The 21,805-nt window shown below is 47.6% G+C and carries 22 protein-coding genes; 13 read left to right on the forward strand and 9 right to left on the reverse strand.

The genetic code is table 11. The annotated features are described in order from the left end of the window. The first annotated feature begins 20 nt into the window (after positions 1-20). Together ACHWTJ_RS14730 and ACHWTJ_RS14735 are read left to right on the forward strand one after the other, a co-directional pair. Complete coding sequence (locus tag ACHWTJ_RS14730; RefSeq protein WP_294739395.1) at positions 21-956, forward strand: NADP-dependent oxidoreductase; 936 nt, start codon at positions 21-23, stop codon at positions 954-956. A gap of 168 nt (positions 957-1,124) precedes the next feature. Beyond that, a complete protein-coding gene (locus ACHWTJ_RS14735) occupies positions 1,125-1,718 on the forward strand; it encodes a DUF4352 domain-containing protein (protein WP_394679930.1) in 594 nt (197 codons plus the stop codon). 51 nt (positions 1,719-1,769) lie between these two features. Here the strand turns inward: ACHWTJ_RS14735 and ACHWTJ_RS14740 are convergent, their stop codons facing one another. Next, positions 1,770-2,552: a nucleotidyltransferase domain-containing protein gene (locus tag ACHWTJ_RS14740; RefSeq protein WP_394679931.1), complete on the reverse strand. Its 783-nt coding sequence runs from the start codon at positions 2,550-2,552 to the stop codon at positions 1,770-1,772. 121 nt (positions 2,553-2,673) lie between these two features. On the opposite strand from ACHWTJ_RS14740, the gene ACHWTJ_RS14745 reads away from it, so the two are divergent. Continuing rightward, positions 2,674-4,587 (forward strand): 3'-5' exonuclease, encoded by a 1,914-nt coding sequence (locus ACHWTJ_RS14745; RefSeq protein ID WP_394679932.1) that lies wholly within the window; start codon positions 2,674-2,676, stop codon positions 4,585-4,587. 7 nt (positions 4,588-4,594) lie between these two features. On the opposite strand, the gene ACHWTJ_RS14750 is transcribed toward ACHWTJ_RS14745, so the two are convergent. Continuing rightward, positions 4,595-4,945 carry a winged helix-turn-helix transcriptional regulator gene (locus tag ACHWTJ_RS14750; RefSeq protein WP_394679933.1) on the reverse strand — a complete coding sequence of 117 codons (351 nt, stop codon included), beginning with the start codon at positions 4,943-4,945 and terminating at the stop codon, positions 4,595-4,597. A gap of 121 nt (positions 4,946-5,066) precedes the next feature. Between ACHWTJ_RS14750 and ACHWTJ_RS14755 the strand changes: the two genes are divergently transcribed. Next, positions 5,067-5,915, forward strand: coding sequence for a VOC family protein (locus ACHWTJ_RS14755; protein ID WP_394679934.1), 849 nt, complete (start codon positions 5,067-5,069; stop codon positions 5,913-5,915). A gap of 47 nt (positions 5,916-5,962) precedes the next feature. Here the strand turns inward: ACHWTJ_RS14755 and ACHWTJ_RS14760 are convergent, their stop codons facing one another. Next, the gene (locus ACHWTJ_RS14760; protein WP_294739383.1) at positions 5,963-6,748 is read right to left on the reverse strand and encodes an NUDIX domain-containing protein; all 786 of its coding nucleotides are present in this window, start codon (positions 6,746-6,748) and stop codon (positions 5,963-5,965) included. A gap of 273 nt (positions 6,749-7,021) precedes the next feature. On the opposite strand from ACHWTJ_RS14760, the gene ACHWTJ_RS14765 reads away from it, so the two are divergent. From ACHWTJ_RS14765 to ACHWTJ_RS14775, 3 genes are all read left to right on the forward strand, one after another. Next, a complete protein-coding gene (locus ACHWTJ_RS14765) occupies positions 7,022-7,603 on the forward strand; it encodes a DedA family protein (RefSeq protein ID WP_294739381.1) in 582 nt (193 codons plus the stop codon). 274 nt (positions 7,604-7,877) lie between these two features. Next, the gene (locus ACHWTJ_RS14770) at positions 7,878-9,245 is read left to right on the forward strand and encodes a PepSY domain-containing protein (RefSeq protein ID WP_294739378.1); all 1,368 of its coding nucleotides are present in this window, start codon (positions 7,878-7,880) and stop codon (positions 9,243-9,245) included. Continuing rightward, entirely contained in the window at positions 9,238-9,723 is a 486-nt protein-coding gene (locus ACHWTJ_RS14775; RefSeq protein ID WP_394679935.1) for a FixH family protein, read from the forward strand. Before ACHWTJ_RS14770 ends, ACHWTJ_RS14775 begins: the two co-directional genes overlap by 8 nt. A 57-nt stretch (positions 9,724-9,780) precedes the next feature. Here the strand turns inward: ACHWTJ_RS14775 and ACHWTJ_RS14780 are convergent, their stop codons facing one another. Then, the gene (locus tag ACHWTJ_RS14780) at positions 9,781-10,788 is read right to left on the reverse strand and encodes a hypothetical protein (protein WP_394679936.1); all 1,008 of its coding nucleotides are present in this window, start codon (positions 10,786-10,788) and stop codon (positions 9,781-9,783) included. A gap of 244 nt (positions 10,789-11,032) precedes the next feature. Here ACHWTJ_RS14780 and ACHWTJ_RS14785 point away from each other — a divergent pair, with 244 nt between their 5' ends. From ACHWTJ_RS14785 to ACHWTJ_RS14795, 3 genes are all read left to right on the forward strand, one after another. Next, positions 11,033-12,406: a copper amine oxidase gene (locus tag ACHWTJ_RS14785; RefSeq protein ID WP_294739373.1), complete on the forward strand. Its 1,374-nt coding sequence runs from the start codon at positions 11,033-11,035 to the stop codon at positions 12,404-12,406. A gap of 63 nt (positions 12,407-12,469) precedes the next feature. Beyond that, the gene (locus ACHWTJ_RS14790; protein ID WP_294749990.1) at positions 12,470-12,997 is read left to right on the forward strand and encodes a copper resistance CopC family protein; all 528 of its coding nucleotides are present in this window, start codon (positions 12,470-12,472) and stop codon (positions 12,995-12,997) included. Further along, positions 12,994-13,983 (forward strand): CopD family protein, encoded by a 990-nt coding sequence (locus tag ACHWTJ_RS14795; protein WP_394679937.1) that lies wholly within the window; start codon positions 12,994-12,996, stop codon positions 13,981-13,983. Before ACHWTJ_RS14790 ends, ACHWTJ_RS14795 begins: the two co-directional genes overlap by 4 nt. Before the next feature lie 51 nt (positions 13,984-14,034). On the opposite strand, the gene ACHWTJ_RS14800 is transcribed toward ACHWTJ_RS14795, so the two are convergent. The 4 genes from ACHWTJ_RS14800 to ACHWTJ_RS14815 form a co-directional block, all read right to left on the reverse strand. Then, on the reverse strand, positions 14,035-15,828 hold the full coding sequence (locus ACHWTJ_RS14800; RefSeq protein ID WP_294739365.1) for an acyltransferase family protein: 1,794 nt from the start codon (positions 15,826-15,828) through the stop codon (positions 14,035-14,037). A gap of 135 nt (positions 15,829-15,963) precedes the next feature. After that, positions 15,964-17,313, reverse strand: coding sequence for a sensor histidine kinase KdpD (locus tag ACHWTJ_RS14805; RefSeq protein ID WP_294739363.1), 1,350 nt, complete (start codon positions 17,311-17,313; stop codon positions 15,964-15,966). Then, a complete protein-coding gene (locus ACHWTJ_RS14810; RefSeq protein ID WP_294739361.1) occupies positions 17,310-17,999 on the reverse strand; it encodes a response regulator transcription factor in 690 nt (229 codons plus the stop codon). Before ACHWTJ_RS14810 ends, ACHWTJ_RS14805 begins: the two co-directional genes overlap by 4 nt. Then, positions 17,977-18,552, reverse strand: a complete 576-nt coding sequence (locus ACHWTJ_RS14815; RefSeq protein ID WP_294750669.1) for a class I SAM-dependent methyltransferase — start codon at positions 18,550-18,552, stop codon at positions 17,977-17,979. Before ACHWTJ_RS14815 ends, ACHWTJ_RS14810 begins: the two co-directional genes overlap by 23 nt. A gap of 162 nt (positions 18,553-18,714) precedes the next feature. Between ACHWTJ_RS14815 and ACHWTJ_RS14820 the strand changes: the two genes are divergently transcribed. The 3 genes from ACHWTJ_RS14820 to ACHWTJ_RS14830 are packed head-to-tail and all read left to right on the forward strand — an operon-like array spanning position 18,715 to position 21,143. Next, a complete protein-coding gene (locus tag ACHWTJ_RS14820) occupies positions 18,715-19,758 on the forward strand; it encodes a bifunctional transcriptional activator/DNA repair enzyme AdaA (protein WP_087681842.1) in 1,044 nt (347 codons plus the stop codon). Beyond that, on the forward strand, positions 19,755-20,801 hold the full coding sequence (locus ACHWTJ_RS14825) for a DNA alkylation repair protein (RefSeq protein WP_294739354.1): 1,047 nt from the start codon (positions 19,755-19,757) through the stop codon (positions 20,799-20,801). The genes ACHWTJ_RS14820 and ACHWTJ_RS14825 overlap by 4 nt, the downstream gene beginning before the upstream one ends. Then, complete coding sequence (locus ACHWTJ_RS14830; RefSeq protein ID WP_394679938.1) at positions 20,802-21,143, forward strand: GNAT family N-acetyltransferase; 342 nt, start codon at positions 20,802-20,804, stop codon at positions 21,141-21,143. It begins immediately after the preceding gene. Between the two features lie 38 nt (positions 21,144-21,181). Here ACHWTJ_RS14830 and ACHWTJ_RS14835 read toward each other — a convergent pair whose 3' ends face one another. Then, positions 21,182-21,760: an AAA family ATPase gene (locus tag ACHWTJ_RS14835; protein ID WP_174315936.1), complete on the reverse strand. Its 579-nt coding sequence runs from the start codon at positions 21,758-21,760 to the stop codon at positions 21,182-21,184. Positions 21,761-21,805: the final 45 nt, after the last annotated feature.

Consider the following 21,805-nt stretch of genomic DNA (forward strand, 5'->3'; position numbering starts at 1 on the left):
CTTGAAGGAGGAGTCAACGGATGAAGGCAGCTTACATTGAACAGTATGGTGGATCGGAACAATTTAAGGTCGGGGAACTGGAAAAGCCGGTCATCGGACCGGATGATGTCTTAATCGAAGTCTATGCCGCGAGTGTGAATCCGGTCGATTGGAAACTGCGCGAAGGATATTTACGTCAGATGTTGAGCTACGAAATGCCGCTCGTCATCGGGTGGGACGTTGCCGGTGTGATTCAGGAAGTCGGAGCGAATGTCTCCGATCTTCAAATCGGGGACGCCGTCTTCAGTCGCCCGGAAATCGCCCGTCAAGGAACGTATGCGGAGTACGTCGCGGTCGATGCACATCTTGTCGTCAAAAAACCAGAATCGCTAAGTTTTGCTGAAGCGGCTTCGCTCCCACTCGTCTCGCATACAGCGTGGCAGGTCATGTTCGAAGTGATGGATGCGAAGCCGGGTGACCGGATCTTCATTGGTGCCGGATCAGGGGGTGTCGGAACGGTTGCGATTCAACTTGCGAAAGCGAATGGGTTGTACGTGATCACGTCAACAAGTACGAAAAACGTTGACTGGGTAAAAGCACTTGGAGCCGACGAAGTCATTGACTATAAACAGGAAAATCCGGCCGATCGTGTTCGCGACGTCGATTTTGTATTTGATACGATGGGTGGCGACAAGCAAGGGGAACTGTATCAGATGCTGAAGCCGAACGGCATGCTCGTCTCCATTTCTACACCACCCGATGAAGAGCAAGCAAAAGAGCATAATGCGCGTTCTGCGTACGTCTTCATGCAACCGACAGGTGAGCGTTTACAGCATATCGCTAAAGCGGTCGAACGTGGCGAGCTACAACCTGTCGTTGACCGGATCTTTGATCTCGACCAAATCAAGGAAGCGCACGATTATGGTGAAGAAGGACACGCAAAAGGAAAAATCGTCATCCGGGTCAAAGAAGAATAAGGAGAAGAGGGCGCTGAAATCAGCGTTCTCTTTTATTTTTTGTCAATCTTTTTATCGAACCATAAACAAAAAATAACCTGGTTGAAAAAGTGTAAAGGATAAGGGATTGCTTCTTCCTATACTAAGGCTATCAGACGTGAGTCAGCCATATTAAAAGGAGGAAGTAACATGAAAAAAGGATTGAAGTGGGCAGGAATTATCGTGATCGGTGCAGTCATTCTCGGAAATCTAGGAGATGACGAAGAACAAGCAGCACCGGAGAAAAAAGTAGAAGTCGAACAAGAAGCAGTCAAATCAGAAGTAAAACCAGTAAAACCAGTAAAAGCAAAAGCAGCTGCGAAGCCGGTCAAGAAAACATACGGGGTGAATGATCAGGTAAAGGTCGGAAAACTGACGTACGTCGTCAACGACGTCAAGATGGTCGATACGTTGTCGAACGTTCTCGGTGAAAAGAAAACATCAGGACAGTTCTTAGTTATCAGTCTGACGATTCTAAACGGAGATAAGGAAGAGCGATTCGTCGACAGTAACATGTTTAAAGTCAATGTCGGCGATACGGAATACTCAGCCGATACGGAGCTCGATCTCTATGCGAATGAAGACGGTATGGGCTTCTTCTTAGAGACGATCAACCCGAATATCGAGAAAAGCGGCAACATCGTTTTCGAATTACCGAAGCAGGTCCAAAATCCAAATCTTGAAGTCTCATCCGGTTTTGGCTGGGCGGGTGGACAATCAAAAGAGATTCAATTGACACGATGATGGGTGAGCAGACAAAGGAGTAGCGGGCATTTGCCTGCTACTCCTTTGTTGTTATCGTTTTACTTGTTGCATCGATAGTTCATGCGTTAAACGATCGAGTAAGTCGAGTGTTTCGGGATGCGTGACGAGCGTCTGATCGAGTGTCTTCCGTTCAGTCGCGAGACATGCCAAATAACGTTGAGCTGCTTCCGTATGCGTCGTGGGTGTCAAGACGTCGTAGATTGCTTCAAGAGCAAGGCGTGGACCGTCAGGCAATGTCGTCGGAATCGTTTTTAATCCGAGTTGCGCTCGTTCTGGAGCATGATGATGGAGTAATACTTTTGCGAACTTGATCAAGGCGCTACGGAGCATCTCGACTGCCCATAAGTCGTTACCTCGTGCCGCTGCTTTTTTATATTGGAACAAGAACCAGGCAGCATCAATCGCTTCGTCAGTCGCTTCCTGAGCAGACAGCGTTAAGTCACATGTGTCGATAAAGTCTGTCAACTGTTCTTGTGGATCATACAAGACACGCAATTGATCCTTATGGTTCAGCGAGTCCAGCGTCACTGTAAACAAATCAATATGTAGCAGATCATCATAGACGACGATCATTTGTGGGGCGATGATATCGATCTCATCTTTCCAGATGATCGAACGATAAGCAGAAAGGTGGGACAAACGACGCGATAAGAATGTTGTTTGACGTTCTTCCGAGACGAGACAATACAGATCGATGTCTGAATGGACATCTTCTTCTCCCCGTCCAAAAGATCCTTTCAAAAAGATAGCTTCGACTGCAGGATCTTGTTTGAGTCGAGCCACAAGTTGCTCGATCGCATGAAGTTGATGCATGAGGACTCATTCCTTTCTGAAACAGAAGTCTATTTCGTCAGTTTACTTAAAATGGATACTAAATAGCAATAGAAATGGTAAAATATCCTTAAAATTAAAAATTCACTGGGAGATGGCATCGATGGCTACAACTGTCCCTGAAACAATTCGAACTTCAGCGACTGCAGGCGAACGTCTGTTATTTCGAACTTTAAAAGAATACTTACCAGATGATTACATTGTATATTTTGAACCTGAGATTAAAGGAGTAAGACCTGACTTCGTCATTATCGGTCCTGATATTGGTTTATTGGTTTTAGAAGTAAAGGATTATACTAGTAATACGTTATATCAATTGAATCAAGATCAGTGGACAATTCAATCAACGAGTGGGAATTTGCATACGGTTAAAAGTCCATTAGTTCAGGCTAGAGAATATGCGTTTAAAGTAGTAGATGTACTAAAAAAAGATAAAAACTTAATCCAAGGAAGTGGGAAATATCAATTTCAGTTAAAGTTTCCTTATGGATATGGAGTCGTCTTTACACGATTGTCTGAGCAACAAATAGTTAAAAATCAGCTGTATCACGTGATTGATATGGAATCAATGTTAGCGCGTGAATCCATTAATCCAGAAGATCCGCTTTTTTCTGAAGAACAGCTAATTGAACGCTTGATTGGAATGTTCAAAGTAAATTTTCGTTTGAAAGAGCCTCTAACCTATGAAGAAATCAATACAATTCGATACTATCTGTTTCCGGAAGTACGTTTAGGGGCAGAATTTCAAAAAACAATTCCACATCAGGATCAATTACTGTTGTCTTTATATGACATTAAAACAATGGACTTACATCAGGAGAACTTAGCGAAACAAATCGGTGATCGTCATCGAATGATCCGAGGAGTTGCAGGAAGTGGGAAGACACTAATATTGGCTAGTAGAGCAAAAATGCTAGCAAAGCAGCATCCAGATTGGAAAATACTTATTTTATGCTACAATATTTCATTATCTCAAAATATTAAACATATAATTCAATCCATGTATTCGCAACCAGAGGACCTTTTTGATTATGCATATGAGAAAGGGAACTCTATGATTGGAAAAATTCCAGACAATTTGCATATTTTAAATTTTCATCAGTGGTTAAAGCAAAGTTTAAAAACATCCGAGAAACAAATTGATGGGCTAATTGATTCACTTGAGAACAATAAAATAATTGTCCCAAAATACGATGCTATATTAATTGATGAAGGTCAAGATTTTCAAATGTCATGGTTGCATTTAGTTAGTCTTTGCTTAAATCCTGAGACTCAGTCTCTGTTGTTAGTAGAAGATCGAGCACAGTCTATTTATAAGAAAAAAGGAAGCTATGCTAAAGAAACTGGTCTTGATTTTAGAGGACGATCAAAAATATTGAATATTAATTATCGTAATACATCACAAATTGTAAAGTTTGCATGGGAATTTTTCCAACAACATTCTGTCTTAAAAAATAAGGTTGTTTCAGGACAAACGGATAGTGTAGAGTTAATTTCACCTTTGAGTACAAGACGAAAAGGACCTGAAGTGGCCCTGATGAAAGTAGATAAATTCGCAAAAGAGGTCGATTTGGTTGCAAGACAAATCATCCGACTTCATCAAACAAAAAATGTACCTTTTTCAGAAATGCTTATTTTATATCGAGTTAAACGTACGTACAAACACAATGTCATAGATGAACTTCGTCGTAGCTTAACACGATACGGAATAGCCTACGAGTGGATTTCTGAAAATGAGGAATCCAAACGTTCATATAATCCAGAGTCAAACAGCGTCAAATTGAGCACAATCGACAGTAGTAAAGGATTAGATTTTCAAGCAGTCTTTATGATTAAAGTAGACTTGATGCCATTCCCTTTAGAAAAAGATGTTGAACGTGAAGTATCGCTGATGTATATCGGAATGACGCGAGCAAAAGAATATTTATATTTGTCATATTCTGAGGAATCTGAGTTTACTGCTTATTTAGATCAAGTTAAAGCTGTTCAGTCAGTTGTCGCATCTCAACAAGCGTAAGTGAAATTTAAAGAGTTGAGAAAGATGCAGTTTCTTTTTTTGCTAAATGTTGAACATGTTGTTCGCCCCATGCATTGATCGCGTCAAGAACCGGAATCAGTGTCCGTCCATAGTCCGTCAGAGAATACTCAACGCGTGGCGGGACTTCCTGGTAAATCTCACGGTGCACGATGTCATTTAGTTCGAGCTCGCGCAATTGAGCCGTCAGCATCTTTTGCGTGATGTTCGGCAATTGTCGTTTCAGTTCACTGAAGCGAAGCGTTCCATGTGTGATCAAAACGAGTAAAATCGACGGTTTCCATTTTCCGGTCAAGATTTCGAGTGCGGTCTCAACCCGACAGCTTGGTGTCTCTTCCATCGGTCTTCCTCCTTCATGGTATCGTTTAGGATACTATACCACTTATTCGTGCCTACTTCCGCTTCCATCACTTCCGCGTAATAATAGAGGTATGAGCTAATTCATTGAAGGAGGAAACAACATGTCGATTCACCCACAGATTACACTCGGTCCTGTTCGTTTACGCGTCACGGATCTTGACCGTTCCGTTTCATTTTATACGTCATCACTTGGATTACGTGTGCTGACGCAAACCGATCAGCTAACGGTGCTCGGTGCACAAGATACACCACTCATTGAACTTGAAGTTCATCCGAATGCCCGCCGTTTCCCACCGAACTCGGTCGCCGGGTTATACCATTTTGCGATTTTGCTACCAAACCGAAAAGAACTCGGTTTTGTCATCCGGAATCTGATCGAACAAGGAATCGAGATTGGTCAAGGTGACCATCTCGTCAGTGAAGCCTTTTATCTGTCCGATCCAGACGGGAACGGGATCGAGATTTATGCCGATCGTCCACGTGAGACATGGACGTATGAAGCAAATGGAGACGTCAAGATGACGACGGATCCTGTTGACTGGCAAAGTATGCTCGTCGAAGCGGGAGAAGAAGACTGGTACGGCATGCCAAGCGATACGGTCATGGGACATGTCCATTTCCACGTCAAGACACTCGAAGCGGCGCGTGCCTTTTATGTCGACACGCTCGGCTTTGAGGTTGCGGCTGACGCTTCGCGGATGCGTGCCTTGTTCGTCGCTGCCGGCGGCTACCATCATCATATCGGTCTGAACGTCTGGTCTGGAGTGAACGCACCGACGAATCCGGAAGATGCGGTCGGACTTGTTTACTGGACGCTGCGTTATCCGGATCAAGCGACGCTTCAAGCAGCCATCGAAACATTAAAGTCTTCTGCTTATACTGTTACCGATGATGCGGGCGATGTTTATGTTACCGATGATGCCGGAATCACTGCTCGATTGACAACGTAACCGAAAAAATCCCCTTGCGGAGAAAAATCTGCAAGGGGATTTTTTGTTTACCGTGAAGATGACGTTGCATTGCCGTCATACCGGCTGATCAACTCATACGGTCTAACTTTATATAAGGCATGCGGGAAGTAGTGCGGATCCATCGCATCAAGTGTCCGCAACTGGAAGTGCTCCCGTTTGATATACTCACTCAGCGAGTCGCGCGTTAGCGGGAAGAATCCGACATCCGTCGTTTCGCCTTCTTGTGTGGCGAGCTCACCACCGATGGCTTTTCCGCGGAAGCAGACACAAAGGACATGACTTGAGACATTTTGATAAATACCGGTGATGCCATCGATTGAGACATCGATACCGGTCTCTTCTTTGACTTCGCGTTTGATGGCGTCAAGAATCGACTCATGATTTTCGACTTGTCCACCTGGCATCTCATACGTATCACCCCGGTGGAGGTTACGGACGAGCAGGACTTCACCGGCATCGTTCGTGATGTACGCGGTCACGCTGACGATCGCGCGAGGGGGAGCGTACGTACCAGTCGACGTCATGAAATCTTCATAGGATTTGATATAGAGGTTTTTGCCGAGGCGCGCGCGTTTCTTCATCGCTTCACGGCGTAAGGCACTGTTCCGGACATCACGATCGACTTGTTCGTAATGTTCACGGTCGCGGTATTCCCAAATGGCGATGACTTCATCTTCTGCTTCCGTCACCCAGCGACCGACAAGGCGGGCACCGTGACTGACTTGGAGCGGATACAGGTAGGTATGGAAAAACTCAGTAAATTCTTCTAGGCGTTCGGGACGAATCGTATAGGTCTTCCGGCGATGCAACATGGAAATTCCTCCTATCAGATGAGCGTTCAGATGTACGTTGTACCCCTTCTCGAACGAACGGATGAAACCCTTTTTCTCGAGATGGAAAAAGGATTTTTTATAAAAGTGGGGGTGGATACATTTCATAAGACATAGCAGACTTTCCGTAATCGATGACGATTTATTTTGTTCCAAAAAGTAAAGCTAAAGAAGAACTTAAGAAACGGACGGGGCTCAACTTTAGAAAAATCGGGGATACTGAATATAGAGAGAAACAGAAAGTAGGGATATGTGATGGATATCATGGCACTCGTCCGCCTGGCTGGCGGAATCATGTTCACCCCATTGTCGGACGATGTCTTAATGATGGGTTTCGCAGCACTGCGTTTAAGAGAAGGAATGTACCCGGTCGTTATCTGGTTGACGGCATGGCCGATTTTCTTCATCGCTTTTACATGGTTTTATCTGCTTGCCCGGTTCTTCCGGGAGATTCCGCTCGTCAAACGCTGGATGAAGTCCCGTTTCTTAGAACGAGCAGAAGCAATCATCGATCGACGCGGGTTATGGGCAATCGGACTATCGTTCTTCTTACCCGGCGTCAGACATCCGATTCATTATGTCGCCGGACTTCTTGGTTATCCGTTACCGCGTTATTTAGTGATGACGTTCTTAGCAGCAGGCGTCTATACAGGACTGTGGACATTCATCATCATTCGAATTGGAGAAGCTGTGACGTGGTCGGAACTGTGGAACTGGCTACAGGTGAATCCTGGTGTCATTGGATCAATCATCGTGATCCTCATTGGAGCAGCGGTCATCGGAATCGTCCATCATCATCGTCAAAAGCAAGCGTTGGAAGAAGAGTCCTCGATGTAAATCACATATACAACGGCGAATCCGATAATGGATTCGCTTTTTAGGTTAAAGTTTGGTTTTATGAATAAGGATAGTTTTTTGAAATAAGAAGTAATCTACAAAAAAAGTGAAATCATTGTCAAAAAATGACGCACATCACTTCTTAAAAGCTACGTGATTTACACACTGGATTGGCAATTTATCGTCACAAGCCAGTGGGCGGAAATAGATTGTAAACGCTTATACTAAAAGGTGTTCACAGAGTGGACATATTTATTATTAGAGGAGGATACATATGAATCTCATGCAGACGGAAGAGACGGTCAAAAAAGCACCGACTTCTTCTGCTTACCGGACGATTTGGCGGTGGCACTTTTATGCTGGTATCATTTTTGCACCGTTCCTCGTCATGCTTGCCGTGACAGGATCGATTTATCTATTTAAGCCGCAAATCGAAAACGTCCTGTATCAATCGTATTATGAAGTTACACCAAAAGCGGATCGCATCACGGCGACGGAACAAATCAATCGCGTCAAAGCGAAGTATCCGGACGCGCTCGTTACGTCATACCGACCGGGTGAATCTGACGATCGATCCAGTGAAGTGAACATCTCGTCACCTAAGATGTCGGCGACAGTCTTCGTCAATCCGTACTCCGGGAAAATCATCGGAACATTATCGGACGACGATCGAATCATGAACAAAATTGAAGAAATCCACGGAGAACTGATGGCAGGGACGACCGGTGACCGGATCGTCGAACTCGTTGCCTGTTGGGCAATCGTCTTGATCGTGACAGGATTATTCTTATGGTTCCCGCGTAAACAAAAAGGGTTGTCTGGCGTATTGTTTCCGCGATTGCGTCAAGGAAAGAAGTTATTCCGTCGTGATCTCCACGCTGTTCCGGCATTTTGGATCACAGCAGGAATGTTATTCCTCATCCTGACAGGTCTTCCGTGGTCCGGTTTCTGGGGAACGAACTTCCAGTCACTCGTCACGAACCAAGGACTGGGCTATCCACCGTCCATCTGGGGTGGGGAAGCACCGACGTCAACGCTTCAAACGAAGGATATCGCAGAAGTCCCGTGGGCCGCTGAAACACTTGATGTACCTCAGTCGAAAGTCGAAGGAGCCGTTCCGGCTTCGATCGATGACATCGTTGCGATCGGCAAACAACAAGGGATGGACCCAAGCTTTAAAATCAGCATCCCGAGTGATCCAAGCGGTGTCTATACACTGTCCGCGTATCCAGCGAAAGCACAGGATGAAGCGACGATCCATCTCGATCAATATTCCGGTGCCGTGCTCGCTGACTATCGTTATGACAATTATGGCGTCGTCGGGAAGATTGTCGCGACCGGAATCACACTCCACAAAGGAACGGAATTCGGCTGGTTCAACCAATTGATCAGTCTATTGATTTGTCTTGGAATCATTCTCGTAGCAGTCAGTGGTTTCTATCTCTGGTTGAAGCGAAAACCAAGTAAGGGGATGGGGGCACCAAAAGGTCCGAAAGCATTCATGTTGAAAGGATTCCTCGCTGTGCTTGTTGTGCTGGGGATTGTCTTCCCACTTGTTGGTCTCTCGTTGCTCGTCGTCTGGTTACTCGATTTCCTCGTCATTCGTCGTATTTCGAGTGTAAGGAGGTTCTTCAATGCGTAAATCGATTCAAACATTCGTGCTCGGTGGACTGCTCGTCACGACGATGAGCCTTGCTGGCTGCGCCGTTGATTCTGATGCAGCGGCACAGTATGTCGTATCTAAGCCGCTGTCGATTAAAATGAATGTCCCAAAAGGCGTACAACCGGATGCGAAGAAAAAGCAGACGTTCGAAGCAACAGTCTGGCGTGAAGCGAAACCGGCTCAACAAGTCGACTACGTCCACTTTGAAATCTGGAAAGCGGACGGAACAGTCCGCTATAGTATGGAACCGGCAGAGGAAAAGAAACCGGGTGTCTATACGATTGCAAAAGCACTTCCGAAGTCTGGCTTGTATTATGTCAAAGCGCATGCAAGCAGTAAAGGTGCGATGATCATGCCGACACGGCAATTCATTGTCGGAAAACTGTCGGCGCAGGATTTAAAAATCTTACAAGGTGGAGCAAAACCCGCTGGTGGAAGTAGCGGTCACCATCATTAATAGGAGTATGAAAAAAGAGAGAGCGGAATTTTCCGTTCTCTCTTTGTGTATCGAGAATCAATCATCATCACCGTGACCACCATGATCATCGCCATGATCGTCGGAATCGTCATCTCCTTCATCATCCCCAGAATCATCCGATGCACCGTCGTCATCCGAGTGTTCATCTTCCGATTCAAACTCTTGTCCATTGTAGAACTTGACTTGGATTTGTAGTGTTTTCATGTTTGGCAATTGAAGCGCCTGAGCGACTAACGCTAATACTTCTTTTTCTGTCATCGATGGCGTGACGAGAAGACGGTCTTGTAACGTCGCAACGTCAGTGATACCGATCTCGTCTTTAAAGCGTAATTCTTTCCGTTGATGTTCGTTACTATAGCGCCACTCGAACTTTTTCTTGTTCGTATCCGTTACTTTGATCATGATCCGTTTGAGTTCTTGGTTATTTTGAACGCCATCTTGATCCGTATCTTCCTGATCATCTCGTGTTCCGTCCTGATCACTGTCTGCTTTTGTTGGATCAGAACCGAGTTCAAATTCATCTTCGTTGATAAGCGTATCCTGATCCCGGTCTTCTTCATTGTCTTTGATGCCATCACGGTCTGAATCCTTTTTCAATGGTTGCGTACCAACGATGAACTCTTCTCGTGTCGTCAATCGATCCTGATCTTGGTCTTCTTTCGCGTCGGAAATACCATCTTGATCGGAATCCTTTCTCAACGGGTTCAGATGCGCTGTGTATTCTTGTTGATTCGTAAGTAAGTCGCGGTCCGAATCCTCTTTCCCATCCTTGATTCCGTCACGATCCGAATCCGATTTGGTTGGGATGAGGCGAAGTTTATACTCCTGTACATTCGTCAAACCGTCGCGATCGTGATCTTTTGTTGCGACGTGTTTTCCATATCCCAAATGATATTGCTTTTGCCAAGCATCCGGGATGCCATTTTTGTCTCGATCGACTTGCACGACAGCTTTCTTCTTCGATTTACTTTTTGCTTCTACAGGTCCGACTGCTTGCGAGACGACGAGGGAAGCAAGTACTGCGCCAATGAGGATTCGTTTCATAATTTCACTCCTGTTCTAAAAAAATAAAAGATGTGGTTATAAAAAGATTCTAATGAATTGATTAGAAAATAAGTCGATTGTTTCGTAAAACGAGTAAATAAAAACTAAAAAATAATTAAAGTAATGAACAGATGTATTTCTTTGAAAAAAATATTTTAAATAAAAAATGTAAAAAGATAAAACTATTTATGAACTCCTTACGTTATCTATGTGAATTCCAAAAAATTAAAGGGGTGTTCATAAGATGAAGATGAAAAAGTCGTATCTCGCTGTTCCGCTTAGTGCCGCATTGTTGATTCCAGCAGCAGGTGTCAGTGCTCATGGTCATGAGGACCATAGTAAGATGTCCCACAGTTCAGGAAAAGTCTCACTTGACGTCTCGTCCCCAGCATCGGATCTACGAGCGACACTCGATCAAATTCTATCTGAACACGCGTATCTCGCAGTCGTCGCGATGCAAAAAGGGATTGATGGTAAAAAAGATTTTGAACAAGCAGCAGGTGCCTTGAATCAAAACACGGATGATTTAGCGGCAGCTGTCGGTTCCGTCTATGGTGACGATGCAGGAAAAGCATTTAAAGACATCTGGGCGAGCCACATCGGTTACTTCGTCGATTACGTCAAAGCGACCGGAGCAAAAGATGAAGACGCAAAACAAAAAGCATTGAAAGACCTCGATGAGTATCGTGTAGAGCAGGCTGCATTCCTCGATAAAGCAACCGGCGGACGTCTGAAAGCAGCAGATCTGGAAGCAGGACTTAAAGTCCATATCACACAACTATTAACGTCGTTTGATAGCTATGTAGCAGGTGATTATGACGCTGCTTATAGCAATCTACGTAAAGCGATCGAGCATATGTATATGGTCGGAGAAGGGTTAGCTGGTGCAATCGTCGATCAGTACCCAGATAAATTCAAAAATACGAAAGTCGATACACCAGCAGCAGATCTTCGTGCTGGACTCAACCGGAACTTCTCAGAGCATGCAGCATTAGCAATTCTCGCGATGCAAAAAGGAATCGACGGTGCAAAAGACTTTGACGCAGCAGCTGGTGCTTTAAGTCAAAATACAGATGATTTGTCGGCTTCAATCGGCTCCGTTTACGGAAGTGAAGCGGCACAACAATTCAAGAAAATCTGGTCGAGCCACATCGGCTACTTCGTTGATTATGTCAAAGCAACAGGTGCGAAAGATGATCAAGCACGCGACATGGCTGTGAAGGAACTCGATGAATACCGCGTTGAACAGGCAGCATTCCTCGATGCGGCAACGGAAGGTCGCTTAAAAGCAAAAGATTTGGAAGAAGGATTGAAGGTTCACATTGACCAACTCTTACTCGCCTTCAATAGCTACAATGAAAAAGATTACGACAAAACGTACCCAGCGATTCGCGAAGCGTATGCGCATATGTACGGCGTAGGGGAAGGAACAGCGACAGCAATCGTCGATCAGTTCCCGGATAAATTCAAAGGTGCACCATCTGGAATGCCTAACACTGGTCTCGGTGGTATGCAAGAAGAAGCATCATCGACGACAGGTATCGTTTGGTCACTGCTTGGTATCGCAGCAGCATCGATCCTTGGATTCTTCGCACTCCGTCGTCGCCCGCAACAATAAAGGACGACCCGCTGGTGACAGCGGGTTTTCTTGTACACATCAAGCAGAAAGGAGGTAAACGACATGCGCATCATCCGATTTGCACTTCTATTCCTCATTTGTCTGTTGCCCATATCGGTCGAAGCACACACGAGTTTAAAAAGCTCGAATCCGGCAGCGGGATCGGCATTATCTGAACCCGTCGACCGGATCCGCTTGACGTTCAGTGAGGCTGTTGAAAAAACGAGCACCTTACGTGTAGTGGACGCGAATGGGGTTGAACAAGCCCTTGCGAAACCACTTATCATCGGAAATGAACTGAGTGCTGTCGTCTCAGAGCCTTTAACGGAAGGAAAATACACGATCAAGTGGGCGTCGATTTCAGATGATGGTCACCCTGTGAAAGGAACGATCCGTTTTACGGTACTGGGTGCGGCGAAAGCTGAAACAAGCACTGTAGAAAAGGCTGAGCCGATGGAAACAAAAGCAACAGTCGTTCCTGAAGCAGAGCCTGTTTCAAAAGGACTTGTTCCGACACTGCTTCCTTTTATCGTCGGGGGACTGTTAATTAGTATCGTCATCCTTCTCGTATTACGTCGTCGTTCGACATGAGTGCGTTTCTAGGCGAACTACTTGTCTACATGGGTGGAGCGCTTTGGATGGGCTATTTGGTATTACGCTTCATCTCAACGAAACGTAAACCGCCATTAATGGACGGTATGTCGTGGGCGGTGGCGGGGCTCGGGATGCTTGTTCTTGGAACAAGTATCCCGGTCATCGGTGCCGTTCGTTTTCTGCTTTCGACGCAAACAATGACAGAAGCTCTACGAACGGGGTTACTGGAGTTGCATATCGGTCAGATGTTTCTTGTCGTTTACTTCGCTGCTTTACTCCTATTGATTGTACTCGCGTGGCAAAAGCAACGGTCCGTTCTACTCGCACTCTTGACGATCCCGTTATGGATTGGCATCGCAGGAACGAGTCACGCCGCAGCGAAATACGGTGTGCTTGGATGGACGCTGCAGTTTAGCCATTTCTTGTGTGTGACGGCTTGGATCGGCGTCGTGTTTTGGTTAGCTATCGGTGCCCGTTCGACCGCTCATTGGTCTGCCTTTTTAAGTTGGTTCAGTCCGTTTGCCCGAATCGCGTTTATCGGTGTCATCCTGTCGGGTCTATTGCTGATGCAACTGGCGATTCCACTTGAACGTTATCCGAATCTTTTGGGTGTGCCATACGGTCAAGCCTTGTTGCTGAAGCATCTCTTATTGTTGCCGCTTTTGTTCTACGCCTTTTGTAATGGCACGCTCGTCCGGCGTCGGTTGCGTTTTGACTCAACGTACGATCCACGTCCGTTACTCCGGATGGAGAGCATCATTTTAATACTGCTGTTCATGGCAAGTGCATCACTCAGTCGTCTCGAACAACCGACGCTAGGGCAACTACCAACCAGTGGTCCAGCGGGGGATGGATGGGTCTTGATGATCGGGATCGCGACCTTACCACTGCTTTTACTCGGGTATCGTCGCCATGCAGTGGGTGTCTTGTTAAGCTTATTCAGCGTCAGTCTGATTTATCTTGGATTGCTAGCGACAGGGTGAACATGAAAAAACAAGGTAGCGGATAGTTCCGCTACCTTGTTTGACGTGGTTTTATTTCGTTGAGACGGCACAATTCGTCGCTTTCGCAAGAATTTTCGAATAGGCACGTGCACCCTTGATATTCAAATGAACACCATCCGCTTCGAAGTATGATGGATGCTTGACGGCAACAGCATGCCAGTCGATCAGCTCGACCCGTTTTCGTTTCGAGGCCTCGCGTAACATCTGATTGACTTCCGCTTCCCATGGACGCGGGACGCGTGCTGTGACCAGATAGACGTGATCGGCATTTGCGAATTGATCGAGCAAACTGTTCAACTGATCTTTGCGGAAGCTACCATTTGTTCCGAGATGAAGGATGACTTGTCGTCCATGTCGATTGTACGCCGCATATTGCTCACTCAGCGGAATCGCCTCACGAAGCTGACGACCGAGTTTCGCATCAATCGTCAATTGCTTGAGCGTGCTGCCGAGATAATCTTCGACACCGAGTAAGACCGAGTCGCCGATGGCAAGCGTCGGGCGACAGATTTTTCGCTGATCGGGCTTTGCTTTTGGTGTCGTCGGTTTCAGGACCGGCTTCGGTTTTTCTTTTGGTGCCGCTACCTTATGAAAAGCAGGTTCTGGCTTCGGTGTATCGGAGACAGCGAGAATCGATAAGTTACCAATGAAGCTGACGACGAGCACTGTCAATACAACGACACTCGCCCATTGCATCGGTGAAAACTGACGTAACTGCCGCGGATGTAACGACAGACGTTCTAAATAACCGGATAGTCCGTGCTGACGGATCGGACGTTCGATGAAGCGGTACGATGCTTCGGTTAACGCAACCAGCACAACGACGATCAACACGGTCCGAAGCAATGAAAACGTTCCGATCTGCTCGACCGGCGTCATCAGCGTGATGACGGGAAAATGCCAGAGATATAAACCGTACGATCGTTTGCCAATCGCAACGAGTGCCGGATGCGCAAACCAGCGACTCCAAATCGACGCCGGATGGGCAATCGCAGCAATCAATAGCGCCGCAAGGACCGCGACAAGGAAAAAGCCACCTCGGTATAAAAAGCTTCCGAACTCACTTGTGACGATCATTAGTATAAGCAAGAGTGGCAAAGTGACAGCGCCTGTTTGATTCAGTAACCGGACACCGCGTTTTGGGATATCGGGCTTAAAGCGGGTCGGTTGCCACGCGAACGCGAGCAGACTCCCAATCAATAGGGCGAATAATCGAGTATCCGTGCCATAGTAGACACGACTTGGGTCTTCACCAGGTGTGAACTGAATCGCCATCGCGAGCACGGATGCACCGACCGCAACGCCCATCAATTGCAGGAACAGTCGGCGATTCTTCATTCCGAACCAAAGTAAGATCGGGAATAACAAATAGAACTGCTCTTCGATTGCAAGTGACCAAAGGTTTTGAATCGGTGACGGTTTGCCGAACGACTCGAAATACGAGACGTCATGGAAGATATACCACCAGTTCGTCCCGTAAATGAGCGCAAAGGCACTATCTTGGCGGACCGTATGCAACAGCTCGTGTTCAAAGACGGTCACGTACCCGAGAACAAGTAACAGCATGACGAATAGGGCTGGGAACAGGCGACGGAAGCGATGAATCCAAAACCGTTTCAAATCGAGGCGTCCGGTTGTCTGCCACTCGCGTAACAAGAGACCGGTAATCAGGTAACCGGATAGGACGAAAAAGAGATCAACACCGAGGAAACCACCGGAGAAGAATGAAACAGACAGATGGTAGAGAATGACAGATAAAACGGCGAAGGCACGTAAGCCATCAAGCCCTGGCATATATGTAATCGAACGAGACGAGGATTTCATAAGACACGAACAACTCCTTTAAAACGACAACTAATTTCTAACAGTCTTTAGTGTATCGAATTCCAATTTCAAAGAAGTGTCTAAGAAGTAACAACCTGACGAAAAAAGCACCCGATGCGCACATCGGATGCAGGCTTACGAAACATGTGGAAAACAACAGTTCACGATGAAGCGGTTGTCTTGTGAAGTCAACGCGACGCTCCCTGCATGACGCGCCATGATTTGCTGAACGATTGACAGACCGATGCCGGAGCCGCCAGTCGAGCGGGAAGCATCAGACGTCCCGAACGGTGTTAGCCATTCGTTTAGTTCTTCTAGCGTATAAGTCGATTTAATCGCATTTGAACAGATTAGCTGGATACTTTCTGTTTCTTCTTTGATCGTAATTCGAAGATCCCCCGTCCCGTGAAGCGTCGCATTGCGAATCAAATTCTCAAGCAAGCGCCGTAAGAGCATTGGATCGGCGAACAGTGTCACGTGGGATGGTCCATCGATGACACCATCGATTCCGGGAAACAGCTCTAGAACTTGTTCGGTCAGAGTGACGAGATCAAGCGATCTTCGTTCGACTGGATAATCAGTGTTCGATAATTTAGCGAGCGTGAACAGTTCATCGATCCGGGCAGCGAGCGTTTCTGACTGGCGGGTGACGATCGCTAGAAGTTCCGTCCGTTCTGTCGCGGATAACGTCTCATGTTTTTCCGTCAGCCACTGGATGAAGCCTTGGATTGAGGTCAAGGGCGTCCGTAAGTCGTGCGATAGACTAGTGATCAATCGCAACTGCTCTACGAACCGCTCCTGGTCGCGTACGCGTAAGGTGCGAAGTTCCTGTTCGATTCGTTCGATCGATTGGGCGAACAATTTGAATTCCTTCGGTCCTTTGACTGGAGGTAACGGTGCTGTTGGCGCTGGTTCGACCGTCAATCGTTCAAGCCGTCGCTCGAGTTCCCGGAACAATCCGGCAATCCAACGCGTCAAGAGTAGTAAAAAGAGGATGAACAGCGTCAATTGTAGGAGGAAAAAAGTACTTGAATTCCCAATCTGATATTCATTCAGTTTAGGCTTTTCTGATTGTACAGTTAAAAAATATCCTGGTTCGTTCTCTGATAAATCAATCGCTTCGATATGATGCAGGGTCCGAATCTTTCCGGTATCGGACGGATCCCTTTCGGTGGGGGTTTGAGCAGCGAGCAACCGACTTGGTGTTAAATCTTCCGGGTACTTATCAGAAGCATCGATTCGACGATTATCCGCATCGTAGATAGCCCATTCATAAGGACCAATCGGCGACTGTCCATTTTCGTAGCGGGCGATATCACGCTTCACATCTTGAACGACTTCTTGCTCTGTCGTGTAATAGTACCGAGGAACCGTCTTCGTACCGAGCGGTAACTGACTAGCAAGCAACCAGGCGAGTGCCGTACTTAAAACCGCGGCGAGTAAGAGTAAGACGAGCATCCAAACAGTTAGTTTGATCCGTCTCATGGCTCAACCTTATAACCAACGCCCCAGACGGTCTGCAGGTGGCGCGGTTCTTTTGGGACGTCCTCGATCTTGTCGCGGAGCTTATGGATCAAGACCATGACAGCGTTCGACGCGGAACCAAGTGCTTCTTCCTGCCAAACCCGCTCATAGAGATCTTCAGCTGAGAAGACACGACGGGGGTGACTCAAAAAGAGCGCCAGGCAATCAAATTCACGGCGGGTCAGGGCAAGCGGAACATCATACTTAAAGATGACGCGTTCGTCTTCTTTGAGCGTGAATGGCCCCACCTGAACGGCTGAAGTAGTAGTTGGGACATGATACTGGCTGACACGTCGCAGTAGTGCTTTGACGCGGGCGACGACTTCAAGCGGATTGAACGGTTTACCGATGTAATCGTCCGCCCCGAAGGTCAAACCTTGAATCTTATCCATATCTTCGCGTTTCGCCGTCAGCATCAAGACGGGTAACGTGTGACCGGCAGCGCGCGCCGCTTGAACGGTCGAGAAGCCATCGCGAACGGGCATCATCACGTCGAGTAACATCGCATCAACTGGACGCGTTGCAAGAGTCGTTAACGCCTCCTCACCGTTTTCGGCTTCGATGATTTCGTAACCTTCATTTGTTAAATAGAGTCGAAGCAATTGACGGATGTCTGCTTCGTCATCAACGATCAAGAGCGTAGGCATGATTCATTTCCTCCTGTTGCACCCCCTCGAAGACGTAAGCCGGGGGAAGATTGTAGAGCGTGTGCGAATAGCTGTGTTCTTGGAAATAGTCCCGGAACATCTTGAACTGAAACCGGGTGTATTGAAAGGCGATGAAGTGACCGCCTGATCGTAGTAACGTTTGGAATTGTGCCAATAAATCATGCCGTAACGCTGCCGGGAACGACGCAAACGGGAGACCACTGACGATGACGTCGATCTGTCCGCTCCATGAATCGGATAATCCTTGAACGTCACCAATGAAGAGAGTGACATTCGTTTCCTGAGCCAGTAATTGTTCGAGTGCCGGGCGGAACGTTTCGCTCCGTTCACAAATCAAGAGATGTGTCTCCGGTGAACGAGCGGCCAGTAAAGCTTTGGTGATCGCTCCGTCACCCGCTCCGACTTCAAGAATTTGGCGTGGACGATCGGCGACGGCGCGTCGTGCCATCATTTCAGCCAGACGTGGACTGCTCGGTGCGATGGCTCCGACACGGAGTGGTGCGTGAAGTGCTTCTTTTAAGAAATCAAACATGAAAACCCTACTTTCCGTTGAGTATATCATGTAGTATGCACATCGTCCCTTTCGAAAACAGGACGATGTTTCTTAAGTGAATCTTAAACATATCAATGCCTGATTTTCGGCGACATGATGACCGGACAAGCCGGTATACTAAGGACAAAGGAGGGGAAGGCGATGGAACATCACACGTATTATGAAGCGCTCGTTCGCCGGGACGCGACGTACGAAGGAACGTTTTTTGTTGGTGTCAAGACGACCGGCATCTTTTGCCGTCCGACGTGTCCGGCACGAAAACCGAAAGCAGAGAACTGTGAGTTTTTTGAGACGGCGCAAGAGGCATTACTTGCCTCTTATCGACCGTGCCGTCGTTGTCATCCGCTTGCTTATCCCGGCGATCATGGTACGATTCAACGCTTGATCGAAGCGGTCGAGGCAGAACCAGACAAACGATTCAAGGAAGCCGATTTTCGAGCACTTGGTCTCGATGAATCAACGGCACGCCGCCAGTTCAAGAAACGCTTCGGAATGACGTTCGTCGCGTATGCTCGGGCACGACGGATGGGGCTTGCGATGAAGGAGATCCGGACCGGTAAGCCGATCATCGAAGGGCAGTTGGCTGGAGGTTATGAATCGAGTAGTGGTTTTCGTGAGGCGTCAGCACGGATTCTCGGGCAGGCACCGTCGCGCTTTGACGGGCAGGTCTTACGCGCGAAATGGCTTGATACACCACTCGGTTCGATGCTGGCGATTGCCGACGATCAACTCTTACATCTGCTCGAGTTCGTCGACCGACGTGGACTGGAGCGGGAAATCGAACAATTACGTCAAAAAGCGCGCGCTGTCATCGTTCCCGGGGAATCACCGGTCTTTGGACAGATCGAAGCGGAGCTCCGTCGTTACTTCAAAGGAGAGCCGGTATCGTTTCAGACGCCACTGATGCGGTACGGGACACCATTTCAACGCCGCGTCTGGGAAGAACTCGAGCGGATTCCGAGTGGGGAGACGATCTCGTACCAAGAGCTGGCGATCCGGATCGGTCAACCGACTGCTGTTCGTGCCGTCGCACGAGCGAATGGAGCGAACCAACTGGCAATCGTCATTCCGTGCCATCGGGTCATTCGGACGAATGGAGATTTAGGTGGATACGCGGGTGGACTCGCACGCAAGGAAACATTGCTCAAACTGGAGCGCACACAGAGGGGACTGGATGAAGGATGAGTTTGATTAAAGATGTATTTTCACCGAGTTGGCTCGACCGCTTAGGAGCAGCGATCGATGTATCGGATTTTCGAAGACGAGTCGATCGGGGAGACTGGGAAGAACTCGCGTTTAAACAACGTGTCCGTCGTGTGGCGGAGACATTAGAGACAATCTTGCCGCCGTTTCCGGACGCAGCGGGGGAGCTAGAGCGACTCGCACCGCAGTTTACCGGGCTACCGGGAATTGTTTTTCCAGAGTATGTCGAACGGACGGCAGACCTTGCTGATTGGTCGCTTGCGTTAGCGACACTCGCCAAGTTGACGCCACACTCGACGTCGGAGTTCGCCGTTCGGCGTTTTCTACTTGTCGATCAAGAACGATATCTCGAGCAGGCACTCAAATGGACAAGATCAGATGATGAACATGTCCGGCGCTTAGCGTCTGAAGGAACACGCCCGCGTCTGCCGTGGGGACAAGCGATTCCGCGTTTGATTGCTGATCCGCGACCGGCGTTACCGATTCTTGATGCGTTACTGCAGGATCCGTCACTCTACGTCCGAAAAAGTGTCGCCAATCACTTGAATGATATTTCAAAGACACATCCGGAATATCTGATTGAACGAATTGAACGTCACTTAGGAACAGATCCGAACACGGACTGGATTTTACGTCACGCTTCCCGGACGTTATTGAAGCGTGGGAACTCAGAAGTCTTACAGTTATTCGGGCACGTCACGCAAGGTGAAGTGGCGGTCACGAACTTAGTCGTTTCTCCAGTGACAATCGGTGGAGAACTCGACTTCTCGTTCACGGTGACGAGTTCCGTTCCACAACGTTTACGCTTAGAGTACGCAATCGATTACGTCAAACAACGCGGAACAAGTCGGAAGGTGTTTCAACTGCGGGAGCGGGAAGTTAAAGGTGTGCTGCCAGTCGAACGACGCCAATCGTTTCGGAACATGACGACGCGTGTCCATTACCCTGGGACACACACCTTGACCATTTTGATTAACGGAGAGGCTTACGCGACAGCAACGTTTGAGGTCGAGGAGGAGAGCTGAATGCAAGGACGACATCCGGATTTTACGACGTCACGACTGTTTGTCGAAGCAACGGATGACGAATCGGGTTGCAAGTGGACACTGCATGCGTTACGTGAGAAAACGATCGTCGGGACGATTATTTTCACATGGAACGCATCGACCGGAAACTTACGTTATACAACGACGGATGAGGACGATCAGCGCGGCTATATCACAGAAGCGTTGACGTCGATTTTATCGTATCTCGCGCGGACGTTATTACTGACATGTGTCTACGGCGAAGCAGGCAGTAATACGGTCTGGCGCCGGAACGGCTTTCAGTGGCAGGCTGATCGACATGAACGCGAACTCCATCACTAAAGCCCCGCCTGCTTGAGCAGGACGGGGCTTATTTGGGATTAGACCGTTGTTTTGGACCAGTTGAAATGGTCGCAAATCGCTTCGGCGCTTTCACGTGCGCTTAATTGTTCCGTATCGAGGAAGAGATAGTTGACGTCCGGTAGTTCGCCTGGCAGCGAACGTGTCCGGTATCCGTCCGCCGTCTCGCGTAAGTCCTGTTCAGAAGCAGCGAGATCGCGCTTCGTTACTTTGTGCGTCAATCGGTTTTCGGTTGTGTTCCGGTGCAGACGAGTTGCGACCGGCGCATCCAGTTCAACGATATAGACGTCAGCACCCGCTTGTTCGAATAATTCGACTGTCTCTTCGATGAACTCAAGACCACCGCCTTCGACACCGAATAGACAGAGGAATGTAAACAGGACACCTTCGAGCGAACTGTTCGCCATTTCCTTGAACATCTCGCGCCGGATCGTATCCTTTAAGCGGTGATGTGCAGGTTCAGAGAAATCAAAATAAGGCAATAATAGGTCGATCGTCTGATGGTTATGGAAGACTTTCATCTCCGTCAACCGTTCGATTTCCTGACCGATCGTCATCTTTCCGACCGCTTGGGGACCAAGTAACAAGACAAATTTCATGGGCGAACCTCATTTCCTTTTTCTGCTAAGAATAGCACATTCCGA

It is taken from the genome of uncultured Exiguobacterium sp. (assembly GCF_964277885.1).
Classification (GTDB): Bacteria; Bacillota; Bacilli; order Exiguobacteriales; family Exiguobacteriaceae; genus Exiguobacterium_A.